Origin of the sequence: Nonomuraea sp. NPDC049709 (genome assembly GCF_040674815.1) — a bacterium.
In the GTDB taxonomy this organism is placed as follows: Bacteria; Actinomycetota; Actinomycetes; order Streptosporangiales; family Streptosporangiaceae; genus Nonomuraea.
Genome location: NZ_JBFANM010000043.1, coordinates 66510 through 90905, shown reverse-complemented (window position 1 = coordinate 90905; position 24396 = coordinate 66510). Strand labels below are relative to the sequence as shown.

Below are 24396 nucleotides of genomic sequence, written 5' to 3'. Positions count from 1 at the left end.
GAGGGCGGGCCGCTGGGCGGGTCAGAATCCGGCGGTGATGCGGGTGAACTCCCAGTCGGCCTGGGCGATGCCGCTGCAGTTCGAGGTCACGCCGCCGCCGGGGCAGGGGCGGTCACGGTTGACGGCCCAGTAGGCGAGCCTGGTCAGTCCCCTGGCCTTCGCCCAGTCGCGGATCTGGGTCCAGGTGGCCGGCGTGGTCAGCTCCTGCTGGTCGGACAGGCCGTTCATGCCCGAGATGCCCATGTGCGCGTACGCCTGGGCGTCGGTCCAGCCGTACGCGCTCTTCAGTGCGTTCTTCAGGCCCTCGGAGGCGTTGACGGTGTCCTGGTAGATGTTGGCGCTGCCGAAGTCGAACGGCATGATCGTGAAGTTGTCGATCGGCACGGCCAGCGCCTTCGCCTGGTTGATCAGCCGGATGCCGTGGCTGTTCGGGCCGGTCCTGGAGGTGCCGAAGGTGACCACGATCTTGACGTTCGGGTTGTTCTGCTTGACGATCTTGAGCCCGTTCAGGATGCGGTCCTGGACGGTGTAGTTCTCGAACTCGTCGGTGTTCTCGATGTCGAAGTCCACGACCGCCGGGCCGACGGCGTTGATGACCTGCTGCACCGCGCCCGCGAACGCCTGCGGCGTGGCGCAGTTGGGGCCGAGCTTGTTGCCGGACCAGCCGCCGAAGGAGATCTGGACGCTGCCGCCCTTGGACTTGATCGTGTTGATCGCCTGCTGGTCGGCGCCGCCGGTCAGCGGGCGGTTGCCGTCCCAGGCCGGGGTGCAGCCGCCGCTGGACAGGATGAACGCCATCGTGAACGACCGCACGCCGGTCGCGTCCATGACCGTGCCCGGGTTGGGCGGGTTGCCCCAGCCCATGTAGAGGTAGGGGGCGCCGGGCATCTTGGTGGGGTTGCCGCAGCCGGTCGTGGTGGCGGTGGCGTCCCGGCCGGCCGACTCGCCCGCCGAGTTGTACGCCCGCACCGTGTACGTGTGCGTCGTGCACGCGCCGAGCCCCGAGATGGTGGCGCTGGTGCCGGTCACCTGGGCCCGCTGCGTCGCACCCTCGTACACGCGGTAGCCGGACACCGTGCCGCTGGAGGCGCCCCAGCTCAGCGCGATGCTGGAGTTCGTGACCGAGGTGGTCACCGCGCCCGGCTGGCCGGGCGCGCCGGTGCCGCCCGAGGTGGTGGCGGTGACGGAGTTGCTGACGCCGGACAGGTTCCCGGCGGCGTCGCGGGCCCGGACCGTGTAGGTGTAGCTGGTGCTCGCGGCGCGGCCGGTGTCGGTGTAGGTCGTGCCGGTCACGGTGGTCACCAGGGTGCCGCCGCGGTAGACGTTGTAGCCGGTGACGCCCACGTTGTCGGTGGAGGCGTTCCAGGCCAGGGAGACGCTGCTGGAGGTGACCCCGGTCGAGCGGAGGCTGCCGGGCACGGACGGCGCCGTGGTGTCGGTGCCGCCGCCCGAGCCGGCCTTCCAGAGCGCGGGCACGTTCGGCGGCTCCCAGCCGGGCTGGGAGGTGTGCGCCTGCAGGCACACGTAGTCGACGCCGTTGTAGGTGACGACCGCGCCGGTGGCGTACGCGGTCCACGGGGCCCAGGCGGCGGCCAGTTGCTGCACCGCTCCGTACGCCGCGGGCGCGCCGGTCGCGAGCCCGGCGCCGGTCAGTGCGAGCACCAGGCCGGTCGCCAAGGCGGTGAGTCTGCTGCGAAGTCTCATGGCATTCCCTGGAGGTGGGGCTTGACGGTCTTGGAGAACGACCAGTTGTTGCTCGCGTCCCAGTTGATGGACCAGGTCATCGCGCCCCGGATGTCCGGGTAGGCGCGCGGTGGCACGAAGGTCCCGCAGCCGGTGCGCTTGGCCAGGCAGTCGAGCGCCTGGTTGACGAGGGAAGGGGCGACGATGCCGCCGCCGGCGGCGCCCGGTCCGGCCGGCAGGCCCAGCGCCACCTGGTCGGGACGCAGGCCGTTCTCCAGCTGGATGCAGGCCAGCGCGGTCATGAAGTTGACCGAGCCCTGCGCGTACGCCTGGGCCTGGTCGCAGCCGAGCATGGAGCCGGAGTTGTAGAACTGCGTGTGGACGACCGTGAGGATGTCCTTGATGGACAGGGCGAGCTTGAAATACTCCATCCCGGTCGACTGCATGTCGATGGTCTGCGGGGCCATGGTGATGATCAGCCCGGAGCTGGCCTTGGCCCGCAGCGACCGCAGCGCCTGGGCCATGTAGGTGGCGTTGAGGCCGTTCTCCAGGTCGATGTCCACGCCGTCGAAGCCGTAGCTCTGCATCAGCGCGTACACCGAGTCGGCGAACCTCGTCGCCGCCGCGGCGCTCGCGACCTGCACCCGCCCGGCCTCGCCGCCGACGGACAGGATCACCTTCTTGCCGCGCTGGTGCAGGGCCTGCACGTCGGCCCTGAACTGGGCGTCGGTGTAGCCGCCCACGGCCGTGGCCAGGCCCGGGTCGACCGCGAAGACGACCTCGCCCGCGGTGGCCGTGGCCTCGCCGAACGCGATCGCGACCAGGTCGTACTCGTTCGGCACCGCCGACAGCTTGAGCTCCACGGCGGGGTTGACGAAGTTGTGCCAGTAGCCGGTGAGGAAGTGCCGGGGCAGCGTCCCTCCCCCGCCGGTGCACCCGGAGGTGGTGGCGGTGACGTCCTGGCCCGGGGACTCGCCCTGGGCGTTGTACGCCTTGACGGTGTAGGTGTGCGTCTCGCAGGTGCCGAGCCCGGAGATCGTGGCCGTGGTGGCCGTGACCGTGGCCTTGACAGCACTGCCTTCGTAGACGCGGTAGCCGGTCACCGTGCCGCTGGAGGCGCCCCAGCTCAGCGCGATGCTGGAGCTGGTGACCGACGCGGTGGCCGTGCCGGGCCGCCCGGGGACGCCGGGGTTCGTGCCGCCCCCGCAGGAGGCCCCGTTCAGGGTGCAGCCGGTGATGCCGGGGAAGTTGCCGGGGCTGCCGTTGAAGCCGAAACTCGCGCTGGCGCCGGGTGCCAGCGGGGAGGCCCAGCTCGGCGGGGTGAACGTGTAGTGCTGCCCGTTCCGCGCCATGACGGCGTCCCAGGCTGAGGGGATGGTGAAGCCGGCGGGGACGTCGAACTGGACGTTCCAGCCGGACATGGCGGTGGTGGTGCCGTTGGTGACGGTGACCTTGCCCTCGAAGCCGGAGCCCCAGTCGGCGACCTTGACGAAGGTCGCGGTGGCGGTGGCGGCGTGGGCGGGCAGGGCCTGGAGGCTGAGTACGACGGTCGCGAGCGCCAGGAGGATCGCGCGTAATCTCACGGGTTCGTCCTTCGGGGGGTGTTGCGTGCCGTACGGCTTGCGCCGGGGGGTGAGAGCGCAAGCCGTACGGCACGGCCCGCGGAGGTGAAACACGGGCCTTGGGGGGTGTCGGCGCGGGTTAACCTTGCAGAGGCTGTCAGGCTTTGTCCGATTGAAGATTACTTTTAGGAAAGTTTCCTAAGAGTTGTCGCGATCGTAGCTTTGACACCGGATGCTTACAAGACCCAAAAACACGACTCCGCCGCACAGGATCGGAATCCCGTGCGGCGGAGCGGCGGCGCCGGTCTACGGTTGCTGGGTGATCCGGACGTCGTCCACGCCCGCCTCCACCAGGGAGGCCCCCGAGGCGTCGGCCGTGTCGACGAGGATCCGGACGGTCTGGCCCGCGAACGCGTTCAGGCTCGCCGTGGCCGTCGCCCAGGCGCCGTTGCGGTTGGAGGCCGCGCCGGCCTGGTTGAGCACCGTGGTGGTCGTGTTGCCGACCACGCGGACGCGGAAGTAGTCGGCGCTGGAGGCGTTCGAGCCGTGCGCCAGATACCAGGAGAAGGACAGGTTCAGCGCGCCCGTCGTGGGGAGCGTGATCGGTGGCGACTGGATCGAGGTGACGCCGCCGTCGACGTCGTACGCGCCCGCCGACGAGCCCGCCAGCCGGCCCGTGACCAGGTCGTTCGTGCCGCTGACCGCGGTGCCGAGCTGCTTGGCGCCGCTGGAGGAGGTGGCCTCGGGGTCACCGCGCTCCCACTGGCCGAGGGTGGCGGTGTCGGTGCCGCCCGGGTTGACCGTCCAGCCCGTGGCCGTCTCGAACGTGTCGGAGTAGACGGTCACCGGCGGGTTGCCGGTCCCGCAGTACTGGGCCTCCTTGCCGATGATGCGGTAGACGCAGTCCGAGTACTCGAGGAAGCGCAGCACCGCCTCCCTGTTGCGGGTGGTCTGCGGGCCGATCTGCTCGTCCGGCGGGTAGAAGCCGGGGCTGGAGCCGGTCGGGTACATCTCGAACGTGAAGCTGAAGATCTTGTAGACGCCCCACATCCAGTCGTCGATGGTCCCGTCGGTGATGTAGAGGTCGCTGGCCTGCTCGGGGGTGTAGCCGTTGGTCGAGGCCATGTTCTGGCCGAGGGTGGCGTGCGCGTCGCGGTCGTCCTGGGTCAGGCCGGGCGCGGTGTCGTTGAAGGTGTAGCCGTAGGGCCACAGGATCAGCTCGCTGTAGGTGTGCCAGTCGATGTGCGACCTGATCTGCTGGACACCGCCGACCACGCGGCTGCGTACCCAGTTGGCCGCCGCCCTGACCTCGGGGGCCGACTCCGCGCTCGCGCCGCGGTAGGTCTCGCTGGACGTCGTGCCCGAGGAGCCGCCGCAGCAGCCCCAGTTGTAGGCCCAGTTGCGGTTCATGTCGGTGCCGACGGCCGAGGAGCCGGAGTTCGGCTGGCGGTTCTTGCGCCAGGAGCGGTAGGAGCCGGTGGCGATGTCGTACTCGCCGCCGTCCGGGTTCATGTCCGGCATGATCCAGATCTCCCTGGTGTTCACCAGGTTGGTGATCCGGGAGTCGGTGCCGTAGTTGTCGGCGAGCAGGTGCATGATGTACAGCGCCATCTCGACCGTGAGGTGCTCGCGGGCGTGCTGGTGCGCGGTGAACAGGACCTCGGGCTCGTTCTCGTCCGTGCCCACGTTGTCGCTGATCTTGATCAGGCGTAACTGCCTGCCCTCGTACGACGTGCCGTACGTCGTCTGGCTGACGATGTTCGGCCGGGCCGCGACCAGGGCGTTGATGTTGGCGGTCATCTCGGCGTAGTTGTGATATCCCGAGTCCGCCGGCGGGAAGTCAAACGCGTCGACGGACGGGGGTGTCGGGCGCGGCACCTCCGACACCCGGTAGCCGAGCCGCTTGATCGCGGACACCTCGGCCTCCGTGGCCGTGACCAGGACCGAGTCCGTGGCCACCTCCTCGATGGCGGCTCCGGTCGCCGCCACCGCACTGCGCTGTTGCGCGTTCGCCGGGCCCGCCACGCGATACTGCTTGTTCGGTGGCGGTTCCGCGAAGGCGCCCGCCCCGGTCATGCCGGTCAGGCTGATCAGGCTGAGGGCTGCCAGCAGGATGACAAAACGGCGTTTCACGTCGTCCTCCCCAGGCGCTCGGGCTCGGGTTGTCAACCGGCGCCTGAACGAAGAGTGATGACGTTGGTTGCGCTAGGAAAGGCCCAAATTTCCGGACATGGTGACTAGGGCTTCCCCGAGGGGTTTCCGGATCAGGTCGGGCACTTCGGCGCCCTCGGCCGCGTAGCCGACGGGGAACAGGATGTAGGGCCGCTCGTTGGGCGGGCGCCGGCAGATCTCGCTGAGGAAGGCCATCGGGTTCGGCGTGTGGGTGAGCGTGCACAGGCCCATGACGTGCAGCGCCGTGATGAACAGGCCGCAGGCGATGCCGACGCTCTCGTTGACGTAGTAGTGCCGGACCTTCCCGCCGCCGGGAGCCAGGCCGTACTTCTCGGCGAAGCACACCACCAGCCACGGAGCCACCTCCAGGTAGCCCTTGTCCGAGGTGGTCCCGATCGGCTCCAGCGCCGAGCGCCACTCGGGCGGCAGCCGGCCGCCCTCGTAGTTCTGCCGCTCCTCCGCCTCGGCCGCCTCGCGCACGCGCCGCTTCGTCTCCGGGTCGCCGATCGCCACGAACTTCCACGGCTGCTGGTGCGCTCCCGACGGCGCGGTGTTGGCGGCGCGCACGGCCAGCTCGACACACCGGTACGGCACCGGCTCGGCGCTGAACGCCCGCACGCTGCGCCGCCGGTCCACCAGCCGGTGGAACTCCTCGCCGCGCCTGACCATCTCCTCGGGCCCGTAGCGCTCCGGCGTGTAGCGAACGTGGGGATACTGGTGCTCCATAAGATCCGAAGTCTCGGCACGGGTGGCGAATCTGACAACAGCTCCCTTCCCGTGCTGCCTATTTGACAGTCGAAGCGGACTTCTGGAGACGGATATGCCAGCACGCCGGCGTGGTCTCGACGATCTCGACCTCCGCGTCCTCCGCCTGGTCGCCGAGCGCCCGCGCAGCGGCCTGCTGGAGTTCGCCCGGTTGCTGGGGGTGGCGCGCGGGACCGTACAGGCCCGGCTGGACCGCATGACCGCCGACGGCGTGATCACCGGCTTCGGCCCGGACCTGTCCCCCGCCGCCCTCGGCCACCCCGTGCAGGCGTTCACCACGCTGGAGGTCGAACAGGCGGCCCGCGAGCACATCTCCAGGACCCTGGAGTCCATCCCCGAGCTGCTGGAGGCGTACATCGTGACGGGACCCGGCGACGTGTGGTGCCGGATCGCGGGGCGCGACCACGAGCACATTCAGCAGGTCATCGACGCCATGCTGACGATCCCGGGGGTGCGGCGCAGCACGACCGTCATCACGCTGTCGACCGTGGTGCCGCACCGGGTGCTCCCGCTGGCCGCCAGGGAAGCGACCGGCGGCCGGTCAGACCTGGACCAGCGTGATGATCCCCGCAGCCACCAGGGCCGCCGCCCACATGCGGTCCACGTTGAACCAGGCGCGCCGGAGCACCGTCAGCCCGGCCACCTTGTAGACGATCACAGCGATCCCCCCGGCCACCACGAACATGGCCAGCGTGTGGAGGGCCGCCACGCCCAGGCCGCCGGAGGCGGCATGGCCCGCGTGACCCTCGGCCCGCAGACCGGTGAAGACCGGCAGCAGCATCAGCCCGGCCCCGTGCGCCGACGACATCAGGAACGACCAGCCGGCCAGCTGCCACAACGACAGCCGCATCCCCACCCACCGGAAGTGCCGGCGCGACAGCAGCCGCCACAGGCCGAAGCCCACCAGCACCAGCCCGCCGCCGACCGACAGCACCGTGCCGGTGACCAGGGAGCCGGTCGCGGCGACCACGAGCGCCACCAGGGCCACCGAGGCGAGGTGGCCCAGGGCGATCATGGGGATCGACTGCAGGAGCCGGTCCAGGCTGCGTTCCTGCAGGCCGCGGGCCACGGCGAAGAGCCAGCCCATGGCGGGGTTGAGGCCGTGGAAGGCGCCGAGCAGGAGCACCGCGGCGAGGGTCACGGGTAGCAGTAGGAGTCGGAGGAGGCGTCACCGCCCTGCAGGCGCACCTGGTGGGGGCGCAGGCCGCGGAAGTCGTCCCCGTGCGGGAAGAAGCGGGGGTCGAAGGTGAACGGCTCCGTGTCGATCCTGGCCATCCAGGCGCCCACCCCGTCCGGGTAGAACTGGTCGTCCCAGGCGCCGTACAGGGAGTTGGTCAGGTAGACGCGGCGGCCGTCGCGGCTGACCTCGACCATCTGCGGCCCGCCGCGCAGCGGGAGTCCGGGCCGGGCCGGGTGCGTGGCCTGGCGCGCGATGCCGCCCGCCCTCAGGGAGCCCAGCTCCACCGGCTTGTACGGGTCCGACACGTCGTACTGCTTGAGCTCTCCGGTCCCCCAGCACGACACGTACAGGCGCCGATCGTCCACCGACAGCGCGATGTCGGTCACCAGCGGCGGCACCGCGCCGAACGGCCGCAGGAGCGGCGGCAGGCGGTCGGCGTCGGCCGGTTCGGCGGGGATGGAGATGACCTTGCGCGCCTGCCACCGGCCGTCCTCGTGGAACCAGAGCCAGACGGACGCCGACAGGTCCTCGACGCTGATGGCCACGCCGACGAAGCCGTACAGGCGGGTCGGGTCGTGGGCGGGGCGCAGCTCCAGCGGCATCTGGTGCTCGTCGCCCAGGTCCACCTCCTGCATGTGCGCGCGCTTGCGCAGGTCCCAGAAGTGCAGCTTGTGGCCGTATTTGCGGCCGAGCAGCAGCTCCCCGACGATCCCGTCCTCGATCATCGACGGCGTGCCCCACTCCGAGGAGATCAGCACGTCCTGGTTGATGTGCCACCAGAAGTCGTAGGCCAGGTACTGCGGCCCGCGGTCCAGCTCCCACTGCCCGACCACGTCGAAGGAGGTGTGGTCGAGCACCGCGATGCCGCCCGGCCCGTCCTGGCCGTCGGCGCCTCCGAGGGCGGAGACGTACAGCCCCTCGGGGCCGCAGTGGACCGTGTGCGGGCGCGAGTAGCCGGCGCGCCGGGCCAGCGTCTCCGGTTCGATGACCTTGACCAGCTCGGGGCTGATCCGGTCCTTGGTGTCGTAGATGTGGATGCGCGAGGAGCGCAGCCCCGGCACGACGAGGTAGCGGCGCTCGACGTGCGGGTGGGGCGCGTTCGGGCACAGGGCGCTGCTGCAGGCGTTCCAGCCGAAGTGGTGCAGCTCGTCACCGGTGTTGGGCAGGTCGGTCCAGCCCGCGACCGTGCCGTAGCCGGGCGAGGACTGGTCGGTGTCGATGACGGCCAGCGCGTCCGGCCGGGCGGCGGCCCGGTCGAACGCGGCGACGTAGGCGAGTTTCTCTTCCGGAGCGGCGGCGGCGTCCCTCGGGGAGGGGTAGAACGTGGGGTCGGGAGTCCAGAGAGTCATCTCTCCAGATATAGACCGATTCCCTACACGGTCAATAGGTAATGATCTCCTTGATGCGCCCGATCAGCTCCTCCGCGCCGGTCTCGAACGGCTGCCAGAACACGTGGTCGGCGCCGAGCGCCCGCGCCTGTGCCAGGTCCTCGGCCACCTGCTCGGGCGAGCCGGTCAAGGGCATGCGATCGTCCAGGGGCCGGTCGGTGATCGGGCCGTTCACCTGGAGCACGAGCGGGCCGGGGCCCTTGCCGTACGCCTCGACGGTCTGCCTGAGCTGGTCCCAGGCGAACACCACCACGGACAGCCCCAGCCCGAGCGTGACCGCCCGCTCGATCGCCGCCGGCGCCGCCACGCCCGCCAGCAGGGTCAGCCCCGACGGCTTGGGGCCGATCTCCGCCTCGGGGATCGAGTAGAAGCGGCCCGAGAAGCTCACCGGGTCGGGGCCCCAGCATGCCCGCATGGCCTGGAGGTGCTCCTCGAAGCCGGCCCCGCGCCGCTTGGCGGGCACGCCGGCCGCCTCGAACTCCTGCGCCATCCAGCCCTGCCCCAGCCCGATCATGGCCCGGCCGCCGCTGAGCCGGTCGAGGGTGGCCAGCCGCTTGGCGAGCACGACCGGGTTGTGGAACAGGGCGTCGATGACGCTCGTACCGAGGCGGATGGTGCTGGTCTTGGCCGCGACGTACGCCAGCGTCTCCAGCGGGTCGTAGACGGAGCCGCTGTGGTCGGGCAGCGGCACGGGCTGGTCCAGCCCCAGCATCCACGGCTGGGCGGGCCGCAGCAGCCGTTCGTAGGTCCATACCGCCCCGAGCCCCGCGCGCTCGGCGTCCTGCGCCATCCGCACGATCTGTTCCGGGTCGGCGTGCCGTCCCGACGTCGGGAGGCCGATTCCGAAGTCCATGTCCAGCTCCTTCCTGTCTTCGTATCCGACCTTGAGTGGGCCGGAAAGTCATCGGTTTACAGGCGGCCTCTTTCGTGATGCATTCGGGAAATGACCGTGCACGGCACTTGCGATCCCCGGTTCTCCCAGGTGGCGGAGGAGTTCGAGGCCAATCTCGCCCAGCATGGCGAGGTGGGGGCGTCGGTATGCGTGATCGTCGGCGGTGAGGTGGCCGTCGACCTGTGGGGCGGGCAGGCCGCGCCCGGCGTTCCCTGGGCGGACGACACGATCGGGCACGTCTGGTCGTGCACCAAGGGCGCGACCTCCCTCTGCGCCCACATGCTGGCCGCGCGCGGCGACCTCGACCTGGACGCGCCGGTCATCCGCTACTGGCCCGAGTACGGCGCCCGCGGCAAGGGCGGCACGCTGGTGCGGCACCTGCTGGCGCACCAGGCCGGGCTGCCCGCGCTGCGCGAGCCGCTGCCGCCGGGCGCGTTCTACGACTGGAAGCTGATGACCGGGCGGCTGGCCGAGCAGGAGCCGTTCTGGGAGCCGGGGACCAGGCACGGATACCACGCGCTGACGTTCGGCTACCTGGTCGGGGAGATCGTGCGGCGGGTGAGCGGGCGCTCGCTCGGCACGTTCTTCCGCGAGGAGGTGGCCGAGCCGCTCGGGCTGGACTTCTGGATCGGGCTGCCGGAGGAACGAGAAGACAGGGTCGCGGACCCGGCGACATCGAGCAGAGTCGCGGACTCGGCGACATCAAGCAGAGTCGCGCCGACGATTCCGGCGGATCCGCCGGAGGCGCCGCCGTCGTTTTACCTCAAGGCGTTCAGTGATCCCTCCTCGATGTCCGCGCTGGTGCTGGCCCACGAGGGCGGGTACATGGCGCTCGGCGAGTCCGACAGCCGGGCCGCGCACGCCGCCGAGATCGGGGCTGTCGGGGCGATCACGAACGCGCGGGGGCTGGCGGGCATGTACCGGCCGCTGTCGCTGGGCGGCGGCGACCTGGTGAGCCGGGAACACCTGGCCCTCATGGCGCAGACCGCTTCGGCGGGGACCGACGCGGTGCTGCTCGCGCCGACGCACTTCGCGCTGGGCTTCATGAAGTCGGTGGACAACCGGCATCTCCCGCAGCCCGACAGCGAGGGCGCGCTCATGTCGGACACCGCGTTCGGGCACGTGGGGATGGGCGGGTCGGTCGGGTTCTGCGATCCGGCGGCGCGGCTGGCGTTCGGCTACACCATGAACAAGCAGTTCGCCGGGCTCGGCATCAACCCGCGGGGCCAGGCCCTGGTGGACGCGACATATCGGGCACTCGGCTACCGGCAGGCTTACGGGGGGATCTGGTACGCCACCGGGGATTAATCACGCGATACCGTTATATGTCACCTGTCCTCACTCAGGAGCGAGCGGCATGTTCTTCGGTATCAGGGATTTCTGGGCCTACGTCGTCGGCGCCTTCCTGATCATTCTCCTGCCCGGCCCGAACTCCCTGTACGTCCTCACCTTCGCCGCCCGGAACGGCGTCCGCCAGGGCTACCGGGCCGCCGCGGGCGTCTTCGCCGGCGACACCGTGCTGATGTTCCTCGCCGCCGCCGGCGCCGCCTCCCTCCTGCGCTCCAACCCGCCGCTGTTCACGATCGTCAAGTACGCGGGCGCCGGCTACCTGGCGTGGATCGGCTTCCAGATGATCCGCGGCGCCTGGAAGGCCTGGCGCTCCGACGAGATGGCGGCACCGGCAGAGGCGCCCGTACCAAGGGCGGAGGGCCGCCCGTTCCGCAAGGCCCTGACGATCAGCCTGCTGAACCCGAAGGCGATCCTGTTCTTCGTCTCGTTCTTCGTCCAGTTCGTGGACCCCGGCTACGCCACCCCCGCGCTGTCGTTCGTCATCCTGGGCGCGGTCGTCCAGGTCTTCAGCTTCCTCTACCTGACCGCGCTGATCTTCGGGGGCTCTTTCCTGGCCGGGCAGTTCCGCCGCCGCCGCAGGCTCAGCGCCGGCCTGACCTCCGGCGTCGGTGCCGTTTTCTTGGGGTTTGGCGCGAAACTTGCCACCGCGTCACTCGGATGAAAGCCGCATTCAAGGCGGCACTGTTTTCGTGGAGACAGATGGAACGAGTCAAAAGAGGCAGTCGCACCACCCCGCCTCGGGTACGGTAGGCCACCGGCGTGCTTCCCGGGACAACGGTGATGACGCTCTGGTGACACCGAGCGGTCCATCCGGAAAGCCTGGTCCCCCGAAGCCCGGGTAGACGCTGATCGTCGGCCTATCTGCGGAGCAGCCTTGAACCATTCTCCGGTTACCCTCCCACGCCTCACCGCGCTCGCCCGGCAGGCGGCTCCCCGGCTGCTCGAGGGCGTCGTGGCCCCACTGGCCGTGTTCTACCTGGCCATGGTCATCCTCGGCTTCAAATGGGCGCTGGCCCTGACCGTCGCCTGGGTCTACCTAGGAGTCGCCTGGCGGCTGATCAAGCGGGTCAAGGTGCCCGCCACCATGTGGCTGGCCGCGTTCGCGATCACCATCCGGGCGATCGTGGCGTTCTGGACCGGCACGTGGATGTGGTTCTTCATCCAGCCGGAAATGGGCACGATCTGCATCAGCATCGCCTTCCTCGCCTCCGTCCGGCTGAACAGGCCGCTCGTGCAGAAGCTCACGCTCGACTACATCCACCTGCCGTCGGCGGTGCTCAAGCACGAGCGGGTGCGCCGGTTCTTCGCCAGGATCACGCTGTTGTGGGCGTTCGTGCTGCTGATGAACTCGACGCTGAGCATCTTCCTGGCGGTCTACGAGTCGCTGGCGGGCTCGCTGGGCGCGTTCATGGTGCTGCGCACCTCAGCGGTGGCCGTGATCAGCGGCACGGCGATCACGTTCTCCATCATCGCCTTCAAGCGGCTCCTGCACCGGCTGCACGTCTCCCACGCCTGACCGCTCGGCCAGCAGGAACGCCCCGCACATCCCCATCACGAGCCCGGCCAGCAGACCGAACAGCTCCACGAAGTCGGCCGCGCCGCCCGCCCCCGCGCTGAGCGGCCCGCCCGCGGACCTGACGATCATGGCGTAGAGGCCCCACCCGAACAGCGAGCCCGAGCCCAGCCAGGCCAGGACCAGCGGGCGCCAGAACGGCCCCCGGCCCCATCGCCTGACGACCGCGACGAGCGCGGCGGCACCGCCGATCGCCAGCAGGCCCTTGAACCCGTTCTGCACCGCGGCGGCGACCGGCCCGTCGAACGCCCAACACAGCCTGACCCCGCCGATCACCGCGGCCACCGGCAGCGCGCCCCAGGCGACGACCGCCTGCAGGGACCCGGTCGGGCTGGGGAAGGCGTGACCGACACGCGTGGTGAAGACGGCCGGCCAGCGGTCGCGGGCGTAGAGGGCGAAGGCCGTCATCAGACCGGCGCCCTGCCCCACGAACCCGCCGTAGACCATCAGGTAGACCCACGGCTCGATGGGGCCGCCGGCGAAGACGGCCGTCCCGGCGGCCGCCACGACGATCGGCGCGCTGACCACCACCACCGACAGCAGGCCCGTGCCCACCCACAGCGGCAGCAGCACCAGCCAGGCGGGCAGCCGCGCGCCCCAGCTCATGATGAAGGCCAGCGCCAGCACCAGGCCCACCGCGTCCATGCCAAAGGTCATCGCGTTGAGCCCGGCCATCGCGGGATCGCTCATCAGGTCCGGATCGCTCACGCCGATCGGGCTGCCGGTCAGCCAGAGAACCTTCAGCGTGAGGTAGGGCAGCATGGCGGCGACCGCCACGATGGCGGCGGTGCGGCGGCCGATGCCCGGTGTGTGTTCAGCCATGCCCTGAGCGTGGCTCGTGCGGCGGGGGGTTCCCTCCCGACCGGTGGGGATCCTCCTCCCCCTCGCGGGGGAGGGTCACGCTCAGCTCGAAGCCGTCGCCCACCGGGCCCGCCGCGAGCGTGCCACCGGCCAGGCGTACGCGCTCGCGCAGGCCCGCCAGCCCCAGCCCGCCGGACCGCCCCGTGGGCCGGGAGCGGGCCGGCCCGTTGCGTACGCGGACGCGCAGCGGCGAGACCGACACCTCGACGGCGGCCCCCGGCGCGTGCTTGGCGGCGTTCGTGAGGCCCTCCTGCACCACGGCGCGGGCCAGGCCGGGCACCGGTCCCGGCGACAGGTCCAGCGTGATCGACATGCCCGAGTCCGTCGCCCGCCGGACCAACTCGGACACGTCCTCCCCCACGGGGGACAGCGGCGCCGCGTCGGCGTCCTCGCGCAGCAGCCCGATGATCTGCCGCAGCCGCTCCGTGGCGTCCGCCGCCGCGATCCGCAGCTCCCCCGCCGCCTTCACCTGTGCCGGGGCCAGCCCGGGGGCCAGCTCCAGACCGGCGGCCCGGACCGCGATCAGGGCCAGGTCGTGGCCGAGCGAGTCGTGCATGTCCCGCGCGATCCTGGCCCGCTCGCGCAGCCTGGCCTGCGCCTCGGCCGACAGCCTGGTCTGCCGCCGCTGCTGCAGCAGCTTGCGGCGCAGCACGCCGAACAGGTAGGGCACGAGATAGGTGCCGACGAGCGCGGTGACCATGGACACCCACAGAGCCAGGTCACCGCCCATCCTCAGCACCACGGTCACCCCGACCAGCGAGATCAGGCAGAAGGCCAGCAGGGCCGGCCACGCGCGGGCTATGCGCCGCCCGGTCAGGTACGCGTACCAGATGATGAACGGAGACGTCGCCAGCAGCGGGAAGATCTTCACGTTCCGCCGGGGCAGCAGCCAGCTCAGGTCCACGGTCGCGAACCCCTCGCTGAACTGCCACGGCCCCAGCGGCAGCAGCAGCACCAGCGCGGCCAGCGGCCAGGGCCGGCCGACGAGCACGGCCACCGCGGCGAGCCCCACCCTGGGCACCGTCACCATGCCCCACCCGGCCGGATCCTGGAACGGGTCGGGCCCCATGGCGGCGACGAAGGCGCCGAGCACGACCCAGAGCAGCAGGTCGTAGACCACCTGGCGGCGGCTTTCCCGGCGGAGAGGACGCAGACGCTTCACCGCACCGACGTTATCCGCCGCGCTCGCGGGCGGGTGCCGTCCGAAGTCAGGCGTATCCCCTGACGAAAGTCAGGGTGGAGTACGAGCCACCCGTCACGGTAGGGCTAGCCCCACCCCGAAAGCGCCTACCTCCACTCCTGTGTCCGCCTGCGGAAACCGGTTTGATCGATGGTGTCACCCGGAGGTGGCGGGCGGGCCCCCGACGAAAGTAGGGGGTAACGCGTGCCGATCGTCCGATGTGCCATGACCTGCGGAGTTTCTACCTTCATGGGGTACCGGCCCTGACCCGTGTAAGGGAAAGGGCCGCGTTCGACCCGGGGCATCCCCGATGTGCCCGGCCGTCCCGCACCGAGACGCTGTGTGGGTGCCCTGACGATCGGAGTTCTCTCTTATGTCGCACGCCATCCTCGACCTGGTCCAGCAGGCCATGTCGTCACCGTGGCTGTACGCCGCGATCTTCGCCCTCGCGCTGCTCGACGGGTTCTTCCCCGTCGTGCCCGCCGAGACGTCCGTCATCACGGCGGGGGTCTTCGCCGCGACCGGTGAGACGAACCTGGCGCTGGTGATCCTGGTCGCGGCGCTCGGCGCGTTCGCCGGGGACCACATCTCCTACCTGATCGGCAAGAAGTCGGGCGGGAGGCTGCGGGAGAAGAAGGCGTTCGTCTGGGCGCGGCAGGCCCTGGCCGAGCGGGGCGGGCTCGTCCTGGTCGTGGCCAGGTACATCCCCGGCGGGCGGACCGCGACCACGCTCACCATGGGCGCGGTCCGGTATCCGCGGCGCTCGTTCACCTTCTTCGACGCGATCGCGGCCGGCTCGTGGGCGGTGTACTCCGGGCTGATCGGCTTCTTCGGCGGGATGGCGTTCGAGAACGACCCGATCAAGGGACTGCTGCTCGGCCTGGGCATCGCGCTGTCCATCACCGCCGCCGTGGAGGTCGTGCGATGGCTGCGGAAGCGGCGCGCCATCCAGGCTTCGTCAGAACGTCTTCCGGCGGACACGTCCGTTTGACCCTGCCTGGCAACTATCCGTCTGAGAGGAGTGCGCATGACTGTGCTGGCCGCGGTGATCGCCCTGGTCGGTTCGCTGTTCTTCGCGCTCGGGGCGGCCCTGCAACAGTTCGAGGCGGTCGGCACCGCCAAGCCGGGGCTGCTCGCGCTGCTGCGGAGGCCGCGCTGGCTGCTCGGCGGCGTGTCCATCCTGGCGGGTGGTGGCCTGCACATCGTCGCGCTCGGACTCGGCCCGCTGACCATCGTCCAACCCATGGGCGTGGCGAGCCTGCTGTTCGCGCTGCCCCTGGCCGCCACGCTGCACGGCCGCAAGCCGGAGCGCAAGGAGCTGGCGGCGGCGGGGGTGGTGGCGGCCGGGCTGATCGGTCTGGTGCTGCTGGTCCCCGAGTCCGACGGTCCCACCTACCTCAGCCCCAACGGCGTGCTCACGCTGCTGGGGGTGTCCGGGGTGGCGGCAGTGCTGCTGTGGGCCGGTTCGAAGGCCGCCTCGCCCGCCGGGCGGGCGGCCCTGCTGGCGACCAGCTCCGGCGTGCTGTACGGCGCCACCGCCACCCTCATGCGGGTGCTGGTCGACGGCGCCTGGAACTGGTGGTACCTGCTGGCGCTGCCGATCCCGGCCCTGCTGGCGCTGATGATGCTCCAGCGGGCCTACGCCGTCGGGCACTTCGGCGTCTCCTTCGCCTCGCTGCAGATCGCCGACCCGCTCACCGCGGTGGCGTTCGGCGCGCTGCTGCTGGGCGAGCCGCTGCCGACCGGGATCCTGCCGGTCATGGCGGCCCTGCTGACCGCGGCGGGCACCGTGGCCCTGGCGCGGACCAGCCCGCTGGAGGCCCATTGATGTTCCCCTTCCTGTCCCTTCCTTCCGGCTCTCCCCAAGCCGCTGTGAAATCGGAGTTCACCGAAATGGCCATGCCCCTCCACACCGTCCCCGACGTCGCCTCCCTCTCACCCGCCCCCGAACGTCCCCGCCGGATCCTGATCTCGTCCGACACCTATCCCCCCGACGTGAACGGCGCCGCCTACTTCACCCACCGCCTGGCCACGGGCCTGGCCGCGCGCGGCAACGAGGTGCACGTGGTCTGCCAGTCGGACCAGGGGCCGGCCAGCGCCGACGTGGTGGACGGCGTCGTCGTGCACCGGCTGCGCTCGGCGCCGCTGGTGGTCCACCCGACCATGCGGGTCACGGTGCCGACGCGGCTCGACCGGCTGGTCGCCTCCATCAGGCCCGACGTGCTGCACACCCAGGGCCACTTCGTGGTCGGCCGGGCCGCCATCGCCGCCGCCCGCCGGGCCGGCGTGCCGATCGTGGCCACCAACCACTTCATGCCCGACAACCTCTTCCAGTTCGCCCACATCCCCGACCGCCTGCGGACGAAGGCGGGACAGCTCGCCTGGCGCGACTTCAGCCGGATCTTCAGCCGGGCCGACCACATCACCACGCCCACCCCGCTGGCCGCCAAGCTGCTGGCCGACCAGGGGTTCGCGCGCGAGGTCGAGCCGGTGTCCTGCGGGATCGACCTGACCAGGTTCCACCCGCACGCCGAGCCCAAGGCGTGGGCGCGCAGGATGTTCGACCTGCCCGACCGGCCCACGGCCCTGTTCGTCGGCCGCCTGGACGAGGAGAAGCGCCTGGACGAGCTGATCCGCGCGCTGCCGCTCGTCCTCAACGAGACCGACGCGCAGGTGGCGCTGGTCGGCAAGGGCAACCAGCGGGGCGAGCTGGAGCGGCTGGCCAAGCGCATCGGCGTGAGCGAGCGGGTGTTCCTGCTCGGCTTCGTCCCCGACGAGAACATGCCGCAGGCGTTCGCCGCCGCCGACGTGTTCGCCATGCCCGGCGTCGCCGAGCTGCAGAGCATCGCCACGCTGGAGGCCATGGCCTCGGGGCTGCCCGTGGTGGCCGCCAATGCGATGGCGCTGCCGCACCTGGTGGACAACAACGGCTACCTGTACGAGCCGGGCGACGTGGTCGGCCTGGCCCGGCACCTGACGACCATCCTCACCGACGAGGACCTGCGGGTCAGGCTCGGCAAGGCCAGCAGGGAGCTGGCGCTCACCCACGACGACCAGTCGTCGCTCGCCCGGTTCGAGCGGATCTACGATGAGGTGGCTCAATGACGCCAGGCCAGAGTGTCTGGGGCACCGTGATCGGCACGGCGGTGTCCGCGGGCGCGCTCGCGTACGCGCAGGTCGCGCTGCCCACGCAGGTTCTGCTCAGCGACTACGCGCTGGTCTCCGGCGGGCTGATGCCCGTGCTGGTCGGGATGCTGGCACTCGCGGGGGCGTGCCTGAGTCTCGCCTACGGCCTGGCGGCCTCGGACCCGGTGCGCACCGCGCCCGCCAGGGTGCTGCTGATCGCCGGGGCGGCCGGGCTGATGATGAGCGCGATCTTCCCCACCGACCCCGGCACCTCGCAGGTGGGCTCGCTGTCCGGCGAGATCCACCGCTGGTCGGCGGCGGTCGTCTTCACCTCGCTGCCGGTCGCCGGCTGGGTGCTGGCCCGGGGCCGCGCGGCGGCGCCCCGGTGGAACGCGGTGCGTGCCATGAGCGTGGCCTCCGCGGTGACGCTGGCGATCTACCTGGCGGCCCATCCGGCCACCGTCACCTCGCCGCTGATCAACGGCGGCGCCTACTACGGGCTGCTGGAGCGCGCCGTGGTGCTGGCCGAGATGGTGCTGCTCACGGCCATGGCACTGGCCATCGGCGCGGGCCGGAGCGGCGTACGCACCGAGGTGGCCCCGGCGGAGCCGGCCGAGGCAAAAGGACGGCCGGAGCACCCCGGACAGCAGGAGCGGCTCGCCGCCTGACGACTTACCGCCGGAACACTTCGACCGCCGCCGAAAGGACCTCGTCCTAGCGTGGACCCATGCTCATCACACGTCATGCCGAAGCAGTGGCGGTCCTCGCCGACCCCAGGTACGTGCCGCCTCCCGTACGCCAGGACGGCGCGCAGGGGACGCTGGCCTGGCTGCGCGCCCGGGTGTCGCGGTTCAGCACCGGCGAGACGCACGCCGGGCGGCGTCGCGAGCTGGTCGAGCTGCTGGACCAGGTCGACCCCGGCGCTCTGCGCGCGGAGGCCGAAACCATGACCAGGCGACGCGGCGGAGACTGGCGGGGAGTCCCCACGGCGGTGCTCGGCGCCGCGCTCGGGGTCGAGGACACCCGCGCCGTGCCCGCCGCCGCGGCCGGCTACCTGTCCGGCGAGGAGAGCCCGCGGGCCGACGCGGCCGTCGCCGAGCTGCTGGAGCGGACCGGCCTCCCCACGATCACGCTGTTGCTGCAGGCGCACGCCGCCACGGAGGGCCTCGTCGAGAACGCCCTGGAGCGGGCCCGGCCCGGCGACGACATCGACGCGCTGCTGCACGAGACGCTCAGAGAGAACCCGCCGCTCAGGGCCACCCGCAGGCTGGATCAGCTCACCGGTGACGAGGTGACGATCGACCTGGTGGCCGTCAACCGGGACGGCGACGTGTTCGCCGAGCCGGAGCGGTTCGACCCGGCGCGCGGCCGGACGCCGCACCTGACCTTCGGCCACGGCGTACGCCCCTGTCCCGCGCCCGCCCACGCGCTCGCGCTGGCCGCCGGGGTGCTGGAGGGCCTGCTCACGTGAACTTCCACGACCTGCACCGCCCCGGCGACCCGCTGGTGCTGCCCAACGCGTGGGACTACGGCTCGGCCGCGTTCCTGGCCGCGCACGGGTTCCCGGCGATCGGCACGACCAGCCTCGGAGTGGCCGCCGTGCACGGCAGGCCGGACGCGGCCGGCGCCACCAGGGCCGAGACGATCGAGCTGGCCGAGGCCATCAGCGGCCTGGGCGTGCTGGTGACCGTGGACGTCGAGGGCGGGTTCAGCGACGACCCAGCCGAGGTGTCCGACCTGGTCGCGGGCCTGGCCGCGCTCGGAGTCGCGGGCGTCAACCTGGAGGACGGCCGCCCGGACGGCACGCTGCGCCCGATCGGGCTGCACCAGCGGATCATCGAGGCCGCCAGGGGACACGGGGTGTTCGTCAACGCGCGTACGGACACGTGCTGGCTGCGGACCGGCGACACGCGCGAGCGGGTGCGCGCCTACGGCCACGCCGACGGGATCTTCGTGCCCGGGCTGAGCGACCCGGACGAGATCGCGGAGGTGGCCGCGAGCACGCCGCTGCCGCTCAACGTGCTCTACCAGCCGGGCGGCCCCTCGCTGGCACGGCTCGCGGAGGCCGGCGTGGCCCGGGTGAGCACCGGGTCGCTCCTCTACCGGGCCTCGCTGCGGGCGGCGCTCGCGACGGTGCTGGCGGTCCGGGACGAGCCCGCACCACGGATGCCGACATATGCCGAGATCGCCGATAGCTTGCCGCGATAATCGAGGCATGCGCTTCCAGATCCTCGGGCCCACCACCGCGCTGGGCGAGGACGGCGAGCCGGTCACGCTCGGCGGCCCGCGGGTGCGTGCCCTGCTCACGCTGCTCGCCCTGCACGCCGGCCGCATCGTCGGCGCGGAGCAGCTCGTGGACGGCATGTACGGCCCCAGGCCCCCCGAGGGCGTGGCCAACGCGCTGCAGTCACAGGTGTCCCGGTTGCGCCGGGCGCTGGGCCGGGACCTGGTGGAGTTCCATCCGGCCGGATACCGGCTGGTCGCCGATCCCCGGGACGTGGACGCGCGCAGGTTCGAGCTCCTGACCCGGGACGGGCGGGAGGCGCTGGCCGGCGGCGAGCCGGGGCAGGCGGCGGAGCTGCTGCGCGAGGCGCTGGAGCTGTGGCGGGGCGCGCCGCTGGCCGACGCCCCGCACGCCGAGGCCGCCGCGGCGGCCCTGGAGGAGCTGCGCCTGACCGCCACGGAGGACCGCGTGCAGGCGGACCTCGACCTGGGCCGGCACCGCGATCTGGTGGCCGAGCTGCGCGGGCTCATCGCCGCCCACCCGCTGCGCGAGCGGCTGCGCGCCCAGCTCATGCGCGCCCTGTACGGCAGCGGCCGCCAGGCCGAGGCGCTGGCCGTCTACGACGAGGCCAGGAAGCTGCTGGACGAGGAGCTGGGCGTCGAGCCGGGAGCCGAGCTGGCCGCCGCGCACCTGGCCGTGCTCAGGGCCGACCCGGCGCTCGGCGCCCCGCCACCCCCGGCGTCCGGGCAACGCTCCCGGCACGGGCTGCGGGCCCAGCTCACCAGCTTCGTGGGCCGGACCGAGGAGCTCGCCCGGCTGGGCGACCGGCTCCGGGACAACAGGCTCGTCACGCTGATCGGGCCGGGCGGGGCGGGCAAGACGCGGCTGGCGATCGAGGCGTCCGCGCAGGCGCCGGGCGACGTGTGCTTCGTGCCGCTCGCGCCCGTCTCCGACGCGGACGGCGTGCCGCACGCCGTGCTGGCCGCGCTCGACATCCGCGACGCCTTCCTGCACGCCCCCGACCGGCCCACCCTGGACCCCGTGTCCAGGCTGGTCACCGCGCTGACCGGGCGCGAGCTGCTGCTGGTCCTGGACAACTGCGAGCACCTCGTCGCGGCCACCGCCGAGCTGACCGACCACCTGCTGGCCACGTGCCCGGGGCTGCGCGTGCTGGTGACCGGGCGGGAGGCGCTGGGCATCACGGGCGAGTCCATCCTCCCCGTTGCGCCGCTGCGGCTCCCGCCGCCGGAGGCGGTCAGCCCGCTGGACTACCCGGCGGTGCGGCTGTTCGCCGACCGTGCCGCCGCCGTCCGGCCGGGTTTCGCGGTGGACGCGGGGAACGGCGCGCAGGTCGTACGCATCTGCCGGGCGCTCGACGGGCTGCCGCTGGCGATCGAGCTGGCGGCGGCCCGGCTGCGGACGCTGTCGGTGTCCGACGTCGCGGCCCGGCTCGACGACCGGTTCCGGCTGCTGACCCGCGGCAGCCGTACGGCGTTGCCGCGGCACCAGACGCTGCGCGCGGTCGTCGCGTGGAGCTGGGACCTGCTGGACGAGGACGAGCAGCGGATGGCCCGGCGGCTGACCGCGTTCGCGGGCGGTGCACGCGCCGAGGCGGCCGAGCGGGTGTGCGGGCTGCCGGAGGAGCTGCTGTTCTCGCTGGCGGAGAAGTCGCTGGTGGAGTTCGTGGACGGCCGGTTCCGGATGCTGGAGACGATCCGGGCGTTCTGCGCGGAGCGGCTGATGGAGTCGGGCGAGGGGGACACGATCCGCGACGCGCACGCCGCGTACTACCTCGACCTGCTGCTCACGGCCGACCCGAAGCTGCGCACCGCCGACCAGCTGGAGTGGCTGGCCCGGCTGGACGAGGAGAGCGGCGAGCTCGACGCGGCCGTGCGCTGGGCGACCGAGACGGAGCGGTTCGAGCTGGGGCTGCGGCTGCTGGCGCACAGCGCCTGCTACTGGTGGATGCGCGGCCACCGAGGCACCAGCGCGAACCTGGCCACCGGACTGCTGGCCGCGCTCGGCGACACCCGCTTTCCGGCGCTCGACGAGGAGTACGTCATGTGCGTGCTCGTCTCGGCGTGGACGGGAGGGCTGGACGAGCTCCTGCGCGCGCGGCTGGACGAGGTGCGGCACCTGCTGCCGATCGATTACCTGCCGGCGCGGGTGGAGTTCCTCATGATGCTGCTGTCGATGTTCACCGGGCCGCCCGCGGACTTCGAGATGACGTACGAGCTGCTCAAGCACAAGCGGGTGCAAAATCTGCCGCCCTGGCAGATGGCGCTGGCCTTCGGCGGGCAGGCGTTCGTCCTGCAGGTCATCGGCCGGCTCGACGAGGCGGTGGCCCAGTTCGAGTCGAGCCTGGCGGCGTTCAAGGCCATCGGGGAGCGGTGGGGCATGGTGCTGATCCTGTCCGGGCTCGGCTCCCTGCGCCAGCTGCAGGGCGACTACCGGGCCGCGCACGCGCTGACCAACGAGGCGCTCGCGCTGGCCCGCGAGCTCGGGGCGAACACGGAGATCGCCGAGGGCCTGTGCCGCAGGGGCGACGCGCTGATCCACCTGGACGACGCGGAGGGCGCGCGGGCTGACTACGAGGGCGCGGCCGAGCTGGCGCGCAGGAACGGCTCGACGGAGAACCTGGCCTGGGCCTACCTCGGCCTGGGCGAGGTGGCGCTGGCCGGCGGCGACCTGGACGAGGCGCACGAGCTGCTCACGCTGGCCCGCGAGACGTGCCCAGTCGGCTGGTACAGCACCGAGGAGACCCGCGCCCGCATCACGGCCGCGCTGGCGGAGGTCAGCCGGGCCGTCAGCGAACGGTAGGCCCGCCGTCAGCCGCCCTCCCGAGAGTGGGCGGCATGAAGAACAAATGGTCCTGCCTGGCCATCGCCTGCCTGGCCACGCTCCTGCTCTCGCTCGACCTCACGGTGCTGCACCTGGCCCTGCCCAGCCTGGTGGCCGACCTCGGCGCGACCTCCACGCAACTGCTGTGGATCGGCGACATGTACGGCTTCGCGCTGGCCGGCCTGCTCGTCACCATGGGCAACCTGGGCGACCGCATCGGCCGCAAGCGCCTGCTGCTGATCGGCGCGGCCGCGTTCGGCGCCGCCTCGGTGGTCACCGCGTACGCGCCGAGCGCCGAGCTGCTGATCGCGGCCAGGGCCCTGCTGGGCATCGCCGCCGCCACGATCATGCCCTCGACCCTGTCGATCGTCCGGAACGTGTTCACCGAACCCGGCGAGCGGACCGCCGCCATCGGCATCTGGAGCGGGATGAGCGCGGCCGGCTTCGCCATCGGCCCGGTCGTCGGCGGCCTGCTGCTCGACCACTTCTGGTGGGGCTCGGTCTTCCTGATCAACGTGCCGATCATGGTGCTGGTGATCGTCGGCGGCATCGCGGTGCTGCCCGAGTCGAGCAACCCGCGCGCGGGCCGGATCGACCTGGTCAGCGTGGCCCTGTCCGTCGCCGGCATCGTGACCACCATCTACGCGATCAAGGAGGCCGCGCACAAGGGGCTGGAGCACGCCGACGTGGTGGGGGCGGGCGCGGCCGGGATCGCGCTGCTGGCGTTGTTCGTGTGGCGGCAGACGCGGCTGGCCGAGCCGCTGATCGACGTGCGGCTCTTCGGGCGCAGGGCGTTCAGCGCGTCCATCCTGACGAACCTGCTGGCGATCTTCGCCATGTCGGCGATGATGCTGATGTTCGCCTGGTACCTGCAGCTCGTGCTCGGCTGGTCGCCGCTGCAGGCGGGGCTGGCCCAGCTGCCGGGCGGCCTGAGCGGCGCGGTGGGCGGAGTCCTGGCCGCGAAGCTCATCCAGCACCTCGGCCGGAACGGCGTGGTCGCGCTGGGCATGGCCATGAACGCCGCCGGCTTCCTCTACTACGCCACGCTCGGCACCGAGCTGAACTACCTGATGCTGCTGCCCGCGATGGTCATCCAGGGCATGGGCGTCGGGTTCGCCTTCACCGTCAACAACGACAACGTGCTGGCCACCGCGCCGAGGCAGCGGGCGGGGGCCGCCGCGGCGGTGTCGGAGACGGCGTTCGAGCTGGGCGGGGCGCTCGGCATCGCGATCCTGGGCACGGTGCTGACCAGCGCCTACCGGGCCAACCTGGAGCTGCCCGCCGCGGTGCCGGGTGAGGCCGCGCGGGAGTCGCTCGCCGGGGCGCTGAGCACGGCCACGGCGCTGCCCGCCGAGCAGGGCGGGCAGCTCGTCCGGGCGGCGCAGGACGCCTTTCTCGCGGGCATGCACCTGACCTCGGTGGTCACGGCGGGCCTGCTGGCCGTGGTGACCGTGCTCGCGCTGGTGGGGCTGCGCGGCGTGCCGAAGGAGATCCCGGAGGAGGTCCTGACCGCGGCACGCTCCTGAGCCCAGGCGACGGAGACCCGGGCGGCGGGGCTGAGGCGACGGGGCCAAGGCGACGGACGATCGGGCGACAGGC

Annotated in this window: 20 protein-coding genes and 1 pseudogene; 12 read left to right on the top strand and 9 right to left on the bottom strand. The window is 71.8% G+C overall.

The genetic code is table 11. From position 1 onward, the window contains the following. Positions 1–21: 21 nt before the first annotated feature. The 4 genes from AB0J69_RS36520 to AB0J69_RS36505 form a co-directional block, all read right to left on the bottom strand. Positions 22–1704 carry a carbohydrate-binding protein gene (locus tag AB0J69_RS36520; RefSeq protein WP_364127082.1) on the bottom strand — a complete coding sequence of 561 codons (1683 nt, stop codon included), beginning with the start codon at positions 1702–1704 and terminating at the stop codon, positions 22–24. Continuing rightward, positions 1701–3266 (bottom strand): cellulose binding domain-containing protein, encoded by a 1566-nt coding sequence (locus tag AB0J69_RS36515; RefSeq protein WP_364127080.1) that lies wholly within the window; start codon positions 3264–3266, stop codon positions 1701–1703. The genes AB0J69_RS36520 and AB0J69_RS36515 overlap by 4 nt, the downstream gene beginning before the upstream one ends. Positions 3267–3551: 285 nt before the next feature. After that, the gene (locus AB0J69_RS36510; RefSeq protein ID WP_364127077.1) at positions 3552–5378 is read right to left on the bottom strand and encodes a M14 family zinc carboxypeptidase; all 1827 of its coding nucleotides are present in this window, start codon (positions 5376–5378) and stop codon (positions 3552–3554) included. 72 nt (positions 5379–5450) lie between these two features. Next, positions 5451–6143: a nitroreductase family protein gene (locus AB0J69_RS36505; protein ID WP_364127075.1), complete on the bottom strand. Its 693-nt coding sequence runs from the start codon at positions 6141–6143 to the stop codon at positions 5451–5453. A gap of 94 nt (positions 6144–6237) precedes the next feature. Here AB0J69_RS36505 and AB0J69_RS36500 point away from each other — a divergent pair. Beyond that, a pseudogene (locus AB0J69_RS36500) lies at positions 6238–6609 on the top strand (winged helix-turn-helix transcriptional regulator); the annotation flags it as partial. 114 nt (positions 6610–6723) lie between these two features. Here the strand turns inward: AB0J69_RS36500 and AB0J69_RS36495 are convergent. The 3 genes from AB0J69_RS36495 to AB0J69_RS36485 are packed head-to-tail and all read right to left on the bottom strand — an operon-like array spanning position 6724 to position 9603. Beyond that, a complete protein-coding gene (locus tag AB0J69_RS36495; RefSeq protein WP_364127139.1) occupies positions 6724–7332 on the bottom strand; it encodes a hypothetical protein in 609 nt (202 codons plus the stop codon). Continuing rightward, positions 7320–8711, bottom strand: coding sequence for a selenium-binding protein SBP56-related protein (locus tag AB0J69_RS36490; protein ID WP_364127073.1), 1392 nt, complete (start codon positions 8709–8711; stop codon positions 7320–7322). The genes AB0J69_RS36495 and AB0J69_RS36490 overlap by 13 nt, the downstream gene beginning before the upstream one ends. Before the next feature lie 31 nt (positions 8712–8742). Then, positions 8743–9603, bottom strand: a complete 861-nt coding sequence (locus AB0J69_RS36485; protein WP_364127071.1) for a TIGR03619 family F420-dependent LLM class oxidoreductase — start codon at positions 9601–9603, stop codon at positions 8743–8745. Positions 9604–9693: 90 nt separating this feature from the next. Here AB0J69_RS36485 and AB0J69_RS36480 point away from each other — a divergent pair, with 90 nt between their 5' ends. The 3 genes from AB0J69_RS36480 to AB0J69_RS36470 all read left to right on the top strand — a co-directional run bounded on the left by AB0J69_RS36480 (position 9694) and on the right by AB0J69_RS36470 (position 12508). Continuing rightward, positions 9694–10950 carry a serine hydrolase domain-containing protein gene (locus AB0J69_RS36480; RefSeq protein WP_364127068.1) on the top strand — a complete coding sequence of 419 codons (1257 nt, stop codon included), beginning with the start codon at positions 9694–9696 and terminating at the stop codon, positions 10948–10950. A gap of 49 nt (positions 10951–10999) precedes the next feature. Beyond that, the gene (leuE, locus tag AB0J69_RS36475; protein ID WP_364127066.1) at positions 11000–11653 is read left to right on the top strand and encodes a leucine efflux protein LeuE; all 654 of its coding nucleotides are present in this window, start codon (positions 11000–11002) and stop codon (positions 11651–11653) included. A 213-nt stretch (positions 11654–11866) separates the two neighbouring features. Further along, on the top strand, positions 11867–12508 hold the full coding sequence (locus AB0J69_RS36470) for a VC0807 family protein (protein ID WP_364127064.1): 642 nt from the start codon (positions 11867–11869) through the stop codon (positions 12506–12508). Here the strand turns inward: AB0J69_RS36470 and AB0J69_RS36465 are convergent. After that, on the bottom strand, positions 12416–13387 hold the full coding sequence (locus AB0J69_RS36465) for a hypothetical protein (protein ID WP_364127061.1): 972 nt from the start codon (positions 13385–13387) through the stop codon (positions 12416–12418). The genes AB0J69_RS36470 and AB0J69_RS36465 overlap by 93 nt on opposite strands. Next, positions 13380–14588, bottom strand: coding sequence for a histidine kinase (locus tag AB0J69_RS36460; RefSeq protein WP_364127058.1), 1209 nt, complete (start codon positions 14586–14588; stop codon positions 13380–13382). The genes AB0J69_RS36465 and AB0J69_RS36460 overlap by 8 nt, the downstream gene beginning before the upstream one ends. Positions 14589–14979: 391 nt before the next feature. On the opposite strand from AB0J69_RS36460, the gene AB0J69_RS36455 reads away from it, so the two are divergent. From AB0J69_RS36455 to AB0J69_RS36420, 8 genes are all read left to right on the top strand, one after another. Next, positions 14980–15597, top strand: coding sequence for a DedA family protein (locus AB0J69_RS36455; protein WP_364127056.1), 618 nt, complete (start codon positions 14980–14982; stop codon positions 15595–15597). A gap of 36 nt (positions 15598–15633) precedes the next feature. Beyond that, positions 15634–16434: a DMT family transporter gene (locus AB0J69_RS36450; protein WP_364127053.1), complete on the top strand. Its 801-nt coding sequence runs from the start codon at positions 15634–15636 to the stop codon at positions 16432–16434. A gap of 71 nt (positions 16435–16505) precedes the next feature. Further along, positions 16506–17711, top strand: a complete 1206-nt coding sequence (locus AB0J69_RS36445; protein ID WP_364127136.1) for a glycosyltransferase — start codon at positions 16506–16508, stop codon at positions 17709–17711. After that, entirely contained in the window at positions 17708–18400 is a 693-nt protein-coding gene (locus AB0J69_RS36440) for a DUF998 domain-containing protein (RefSeq protein WP_364127051.1), read from the top strand. Before AB0J69_RS36445 ends, AB0J69_RS36440 begins: the two co-directional genes overlap by 4 nt. Before the next feature lie 59 nt (positions 18401–18459). Next, the gene (locus AB0J69_RS36435; protein WP_364127048.1) at positions 18460–19203 is read left to right on the top strand and encodes a cytochrome P450; all 744 of its coding nucleotides are present in this window, start codon (positions 18460–18462) and stop codon (positions 19201–19203) included. Beyond that, positions 19200–19940 (top strand): isocitrate lyase/phosphoenolpyruvate mutase family protein, encoded by a 741-nt coding sequence (locus AB0J69_RS36430; protein ID WP_364127046.1) that lies wholly within the window; start codon positions 19200–19202, stop codon positions 19938–19940. Before AB0J69_RS36435 ends, AB0J69_RS36430 begins: the two co-directional genes overlap by 4 nt. Positions 19941–19947: 7 nt before the next feature. Further along, positions 19948–22776 (top strand): BTAD domain-containing putative transcriptional regulator, encoded by a 2829-nt coding sequence (locus tag AB0J69_RS36425; RefSeq protein ID WP_364127044.1) that lies wholly within the window; start codon positions 19948–19950, stop codon positions 22774–22776. A gap of 35 nt (positions 22777–22811) precedes the next feature. Beyond that, entirely contained in the window at positions 22812–24323 is a 1512-nt protein-coding gene (locus AB0J69_RS36420; protein WP_364127042.1) for a DHA2 family efflux MFS transporter permease subunit, read from the top strand. Positions 24324–24396 lie beyond the last annotated feature (73 nt).

Bases quoted from the DNA above. Each gene is read 5' to 3' on its own strand.
- leuE (WP_364127066.1), top strand. From the start codon at position 11,000: ATGTTCTTCGGTATCAGGGATTTCTGGGCCTACGTCGTCGGCGCCTTC.
- AB0J69_RS36455 (WP_364127056.1), top strand. From the start codon at position 14,980: ATGTCGCACGCCATCCTCGACCTGGTCCAGCAGGCCATGTCGTCACCG.
- AB0J69_RS36425 (WP_364127044.1), top strand. From the start codon at position 19,948: ATGCGCTTCCAGATCCTCGGGCCCACCACCGCGCTGGGCGAGGACGGC.
- AB0J69_RS36450 (WP_364127053.1), top strand. From the start codon at position 15,634: ATGACTGTGCTGGCCGCGGTGATCGCCCTGGTCGGTTCGCTGTTCTTC.
- AB0J69_RS36520 (WP_364127082.1), bottom strand. From the start codon at position 1,704: ATGAGACTTCGCAGCAGACTCACCGCCTTGGCGACCGGCCTGGTGCTC.
- AB0J69_RS36465 (WP_364127061.1), bottom strand. From the start codon at position 13,387: ATGGCTGAACACACACCGGGCATCGGCCGCCGCACCGCCGCCATCGTG.
- AB0J69_RS36480 (WP_364127068.1), top strand. From the start codon at position 9,694: ATGACCGTGCACGGCACTTGCGATCCCCGGTTCTCCCAGGTGGCGGAG.
- AB0J69_RS36485 (WP_364127071.1), bottom strand. From the start codon at position 9,603: ATGGACTTCGGAATCGGCCTCCCGACGTCGGGACGGCACGCCGACCCG.
- AB0J69_RS36440 (WP_364127051.1), top strand. From the start codon at position 17,708: ATGACGCCAGGCCAGAGTGTCTGGGGCACCGTGATCGGCACGGCGGTG.
- AB0J69_RS36420 (WP_364127042.1), top strand. From the start codon at position 22,812: ATGAAGAACAAATGGTCCTGCCTGGCCATCGCCTGCCTGGCCACGCTC.
- AB0J69_RS36490 (WP_364127073.1), bottom strand. From the start codon at position 8,711: ATGACTCTCTGGACTCCCGACCCCACGTTCTACCCCTCCCCGAGGGAC.
- AB0J69_RS36445 (WP_364127136.1), top strand. From the start codon at position 16,506: ATGCCCCTCCACACCGTCCCCGACGTCGCCTCCCTCTCACCCGCCCCC.
- AB0J69_RS36505 (WP_364127075.1), bottom strand. From the start codon at position 6,143: ATGGAGCACCAGTATCCCCACGTTCGCTACACGCCGGAGCGCTACGGG.
- AB0J69_RS36435 (WP_364127048.1), top strand. From the start codon at position 18,460: ATGCTCATCACACGTCATGCCGAAGCAGTGGCGGTCCTCGCCGACCCC.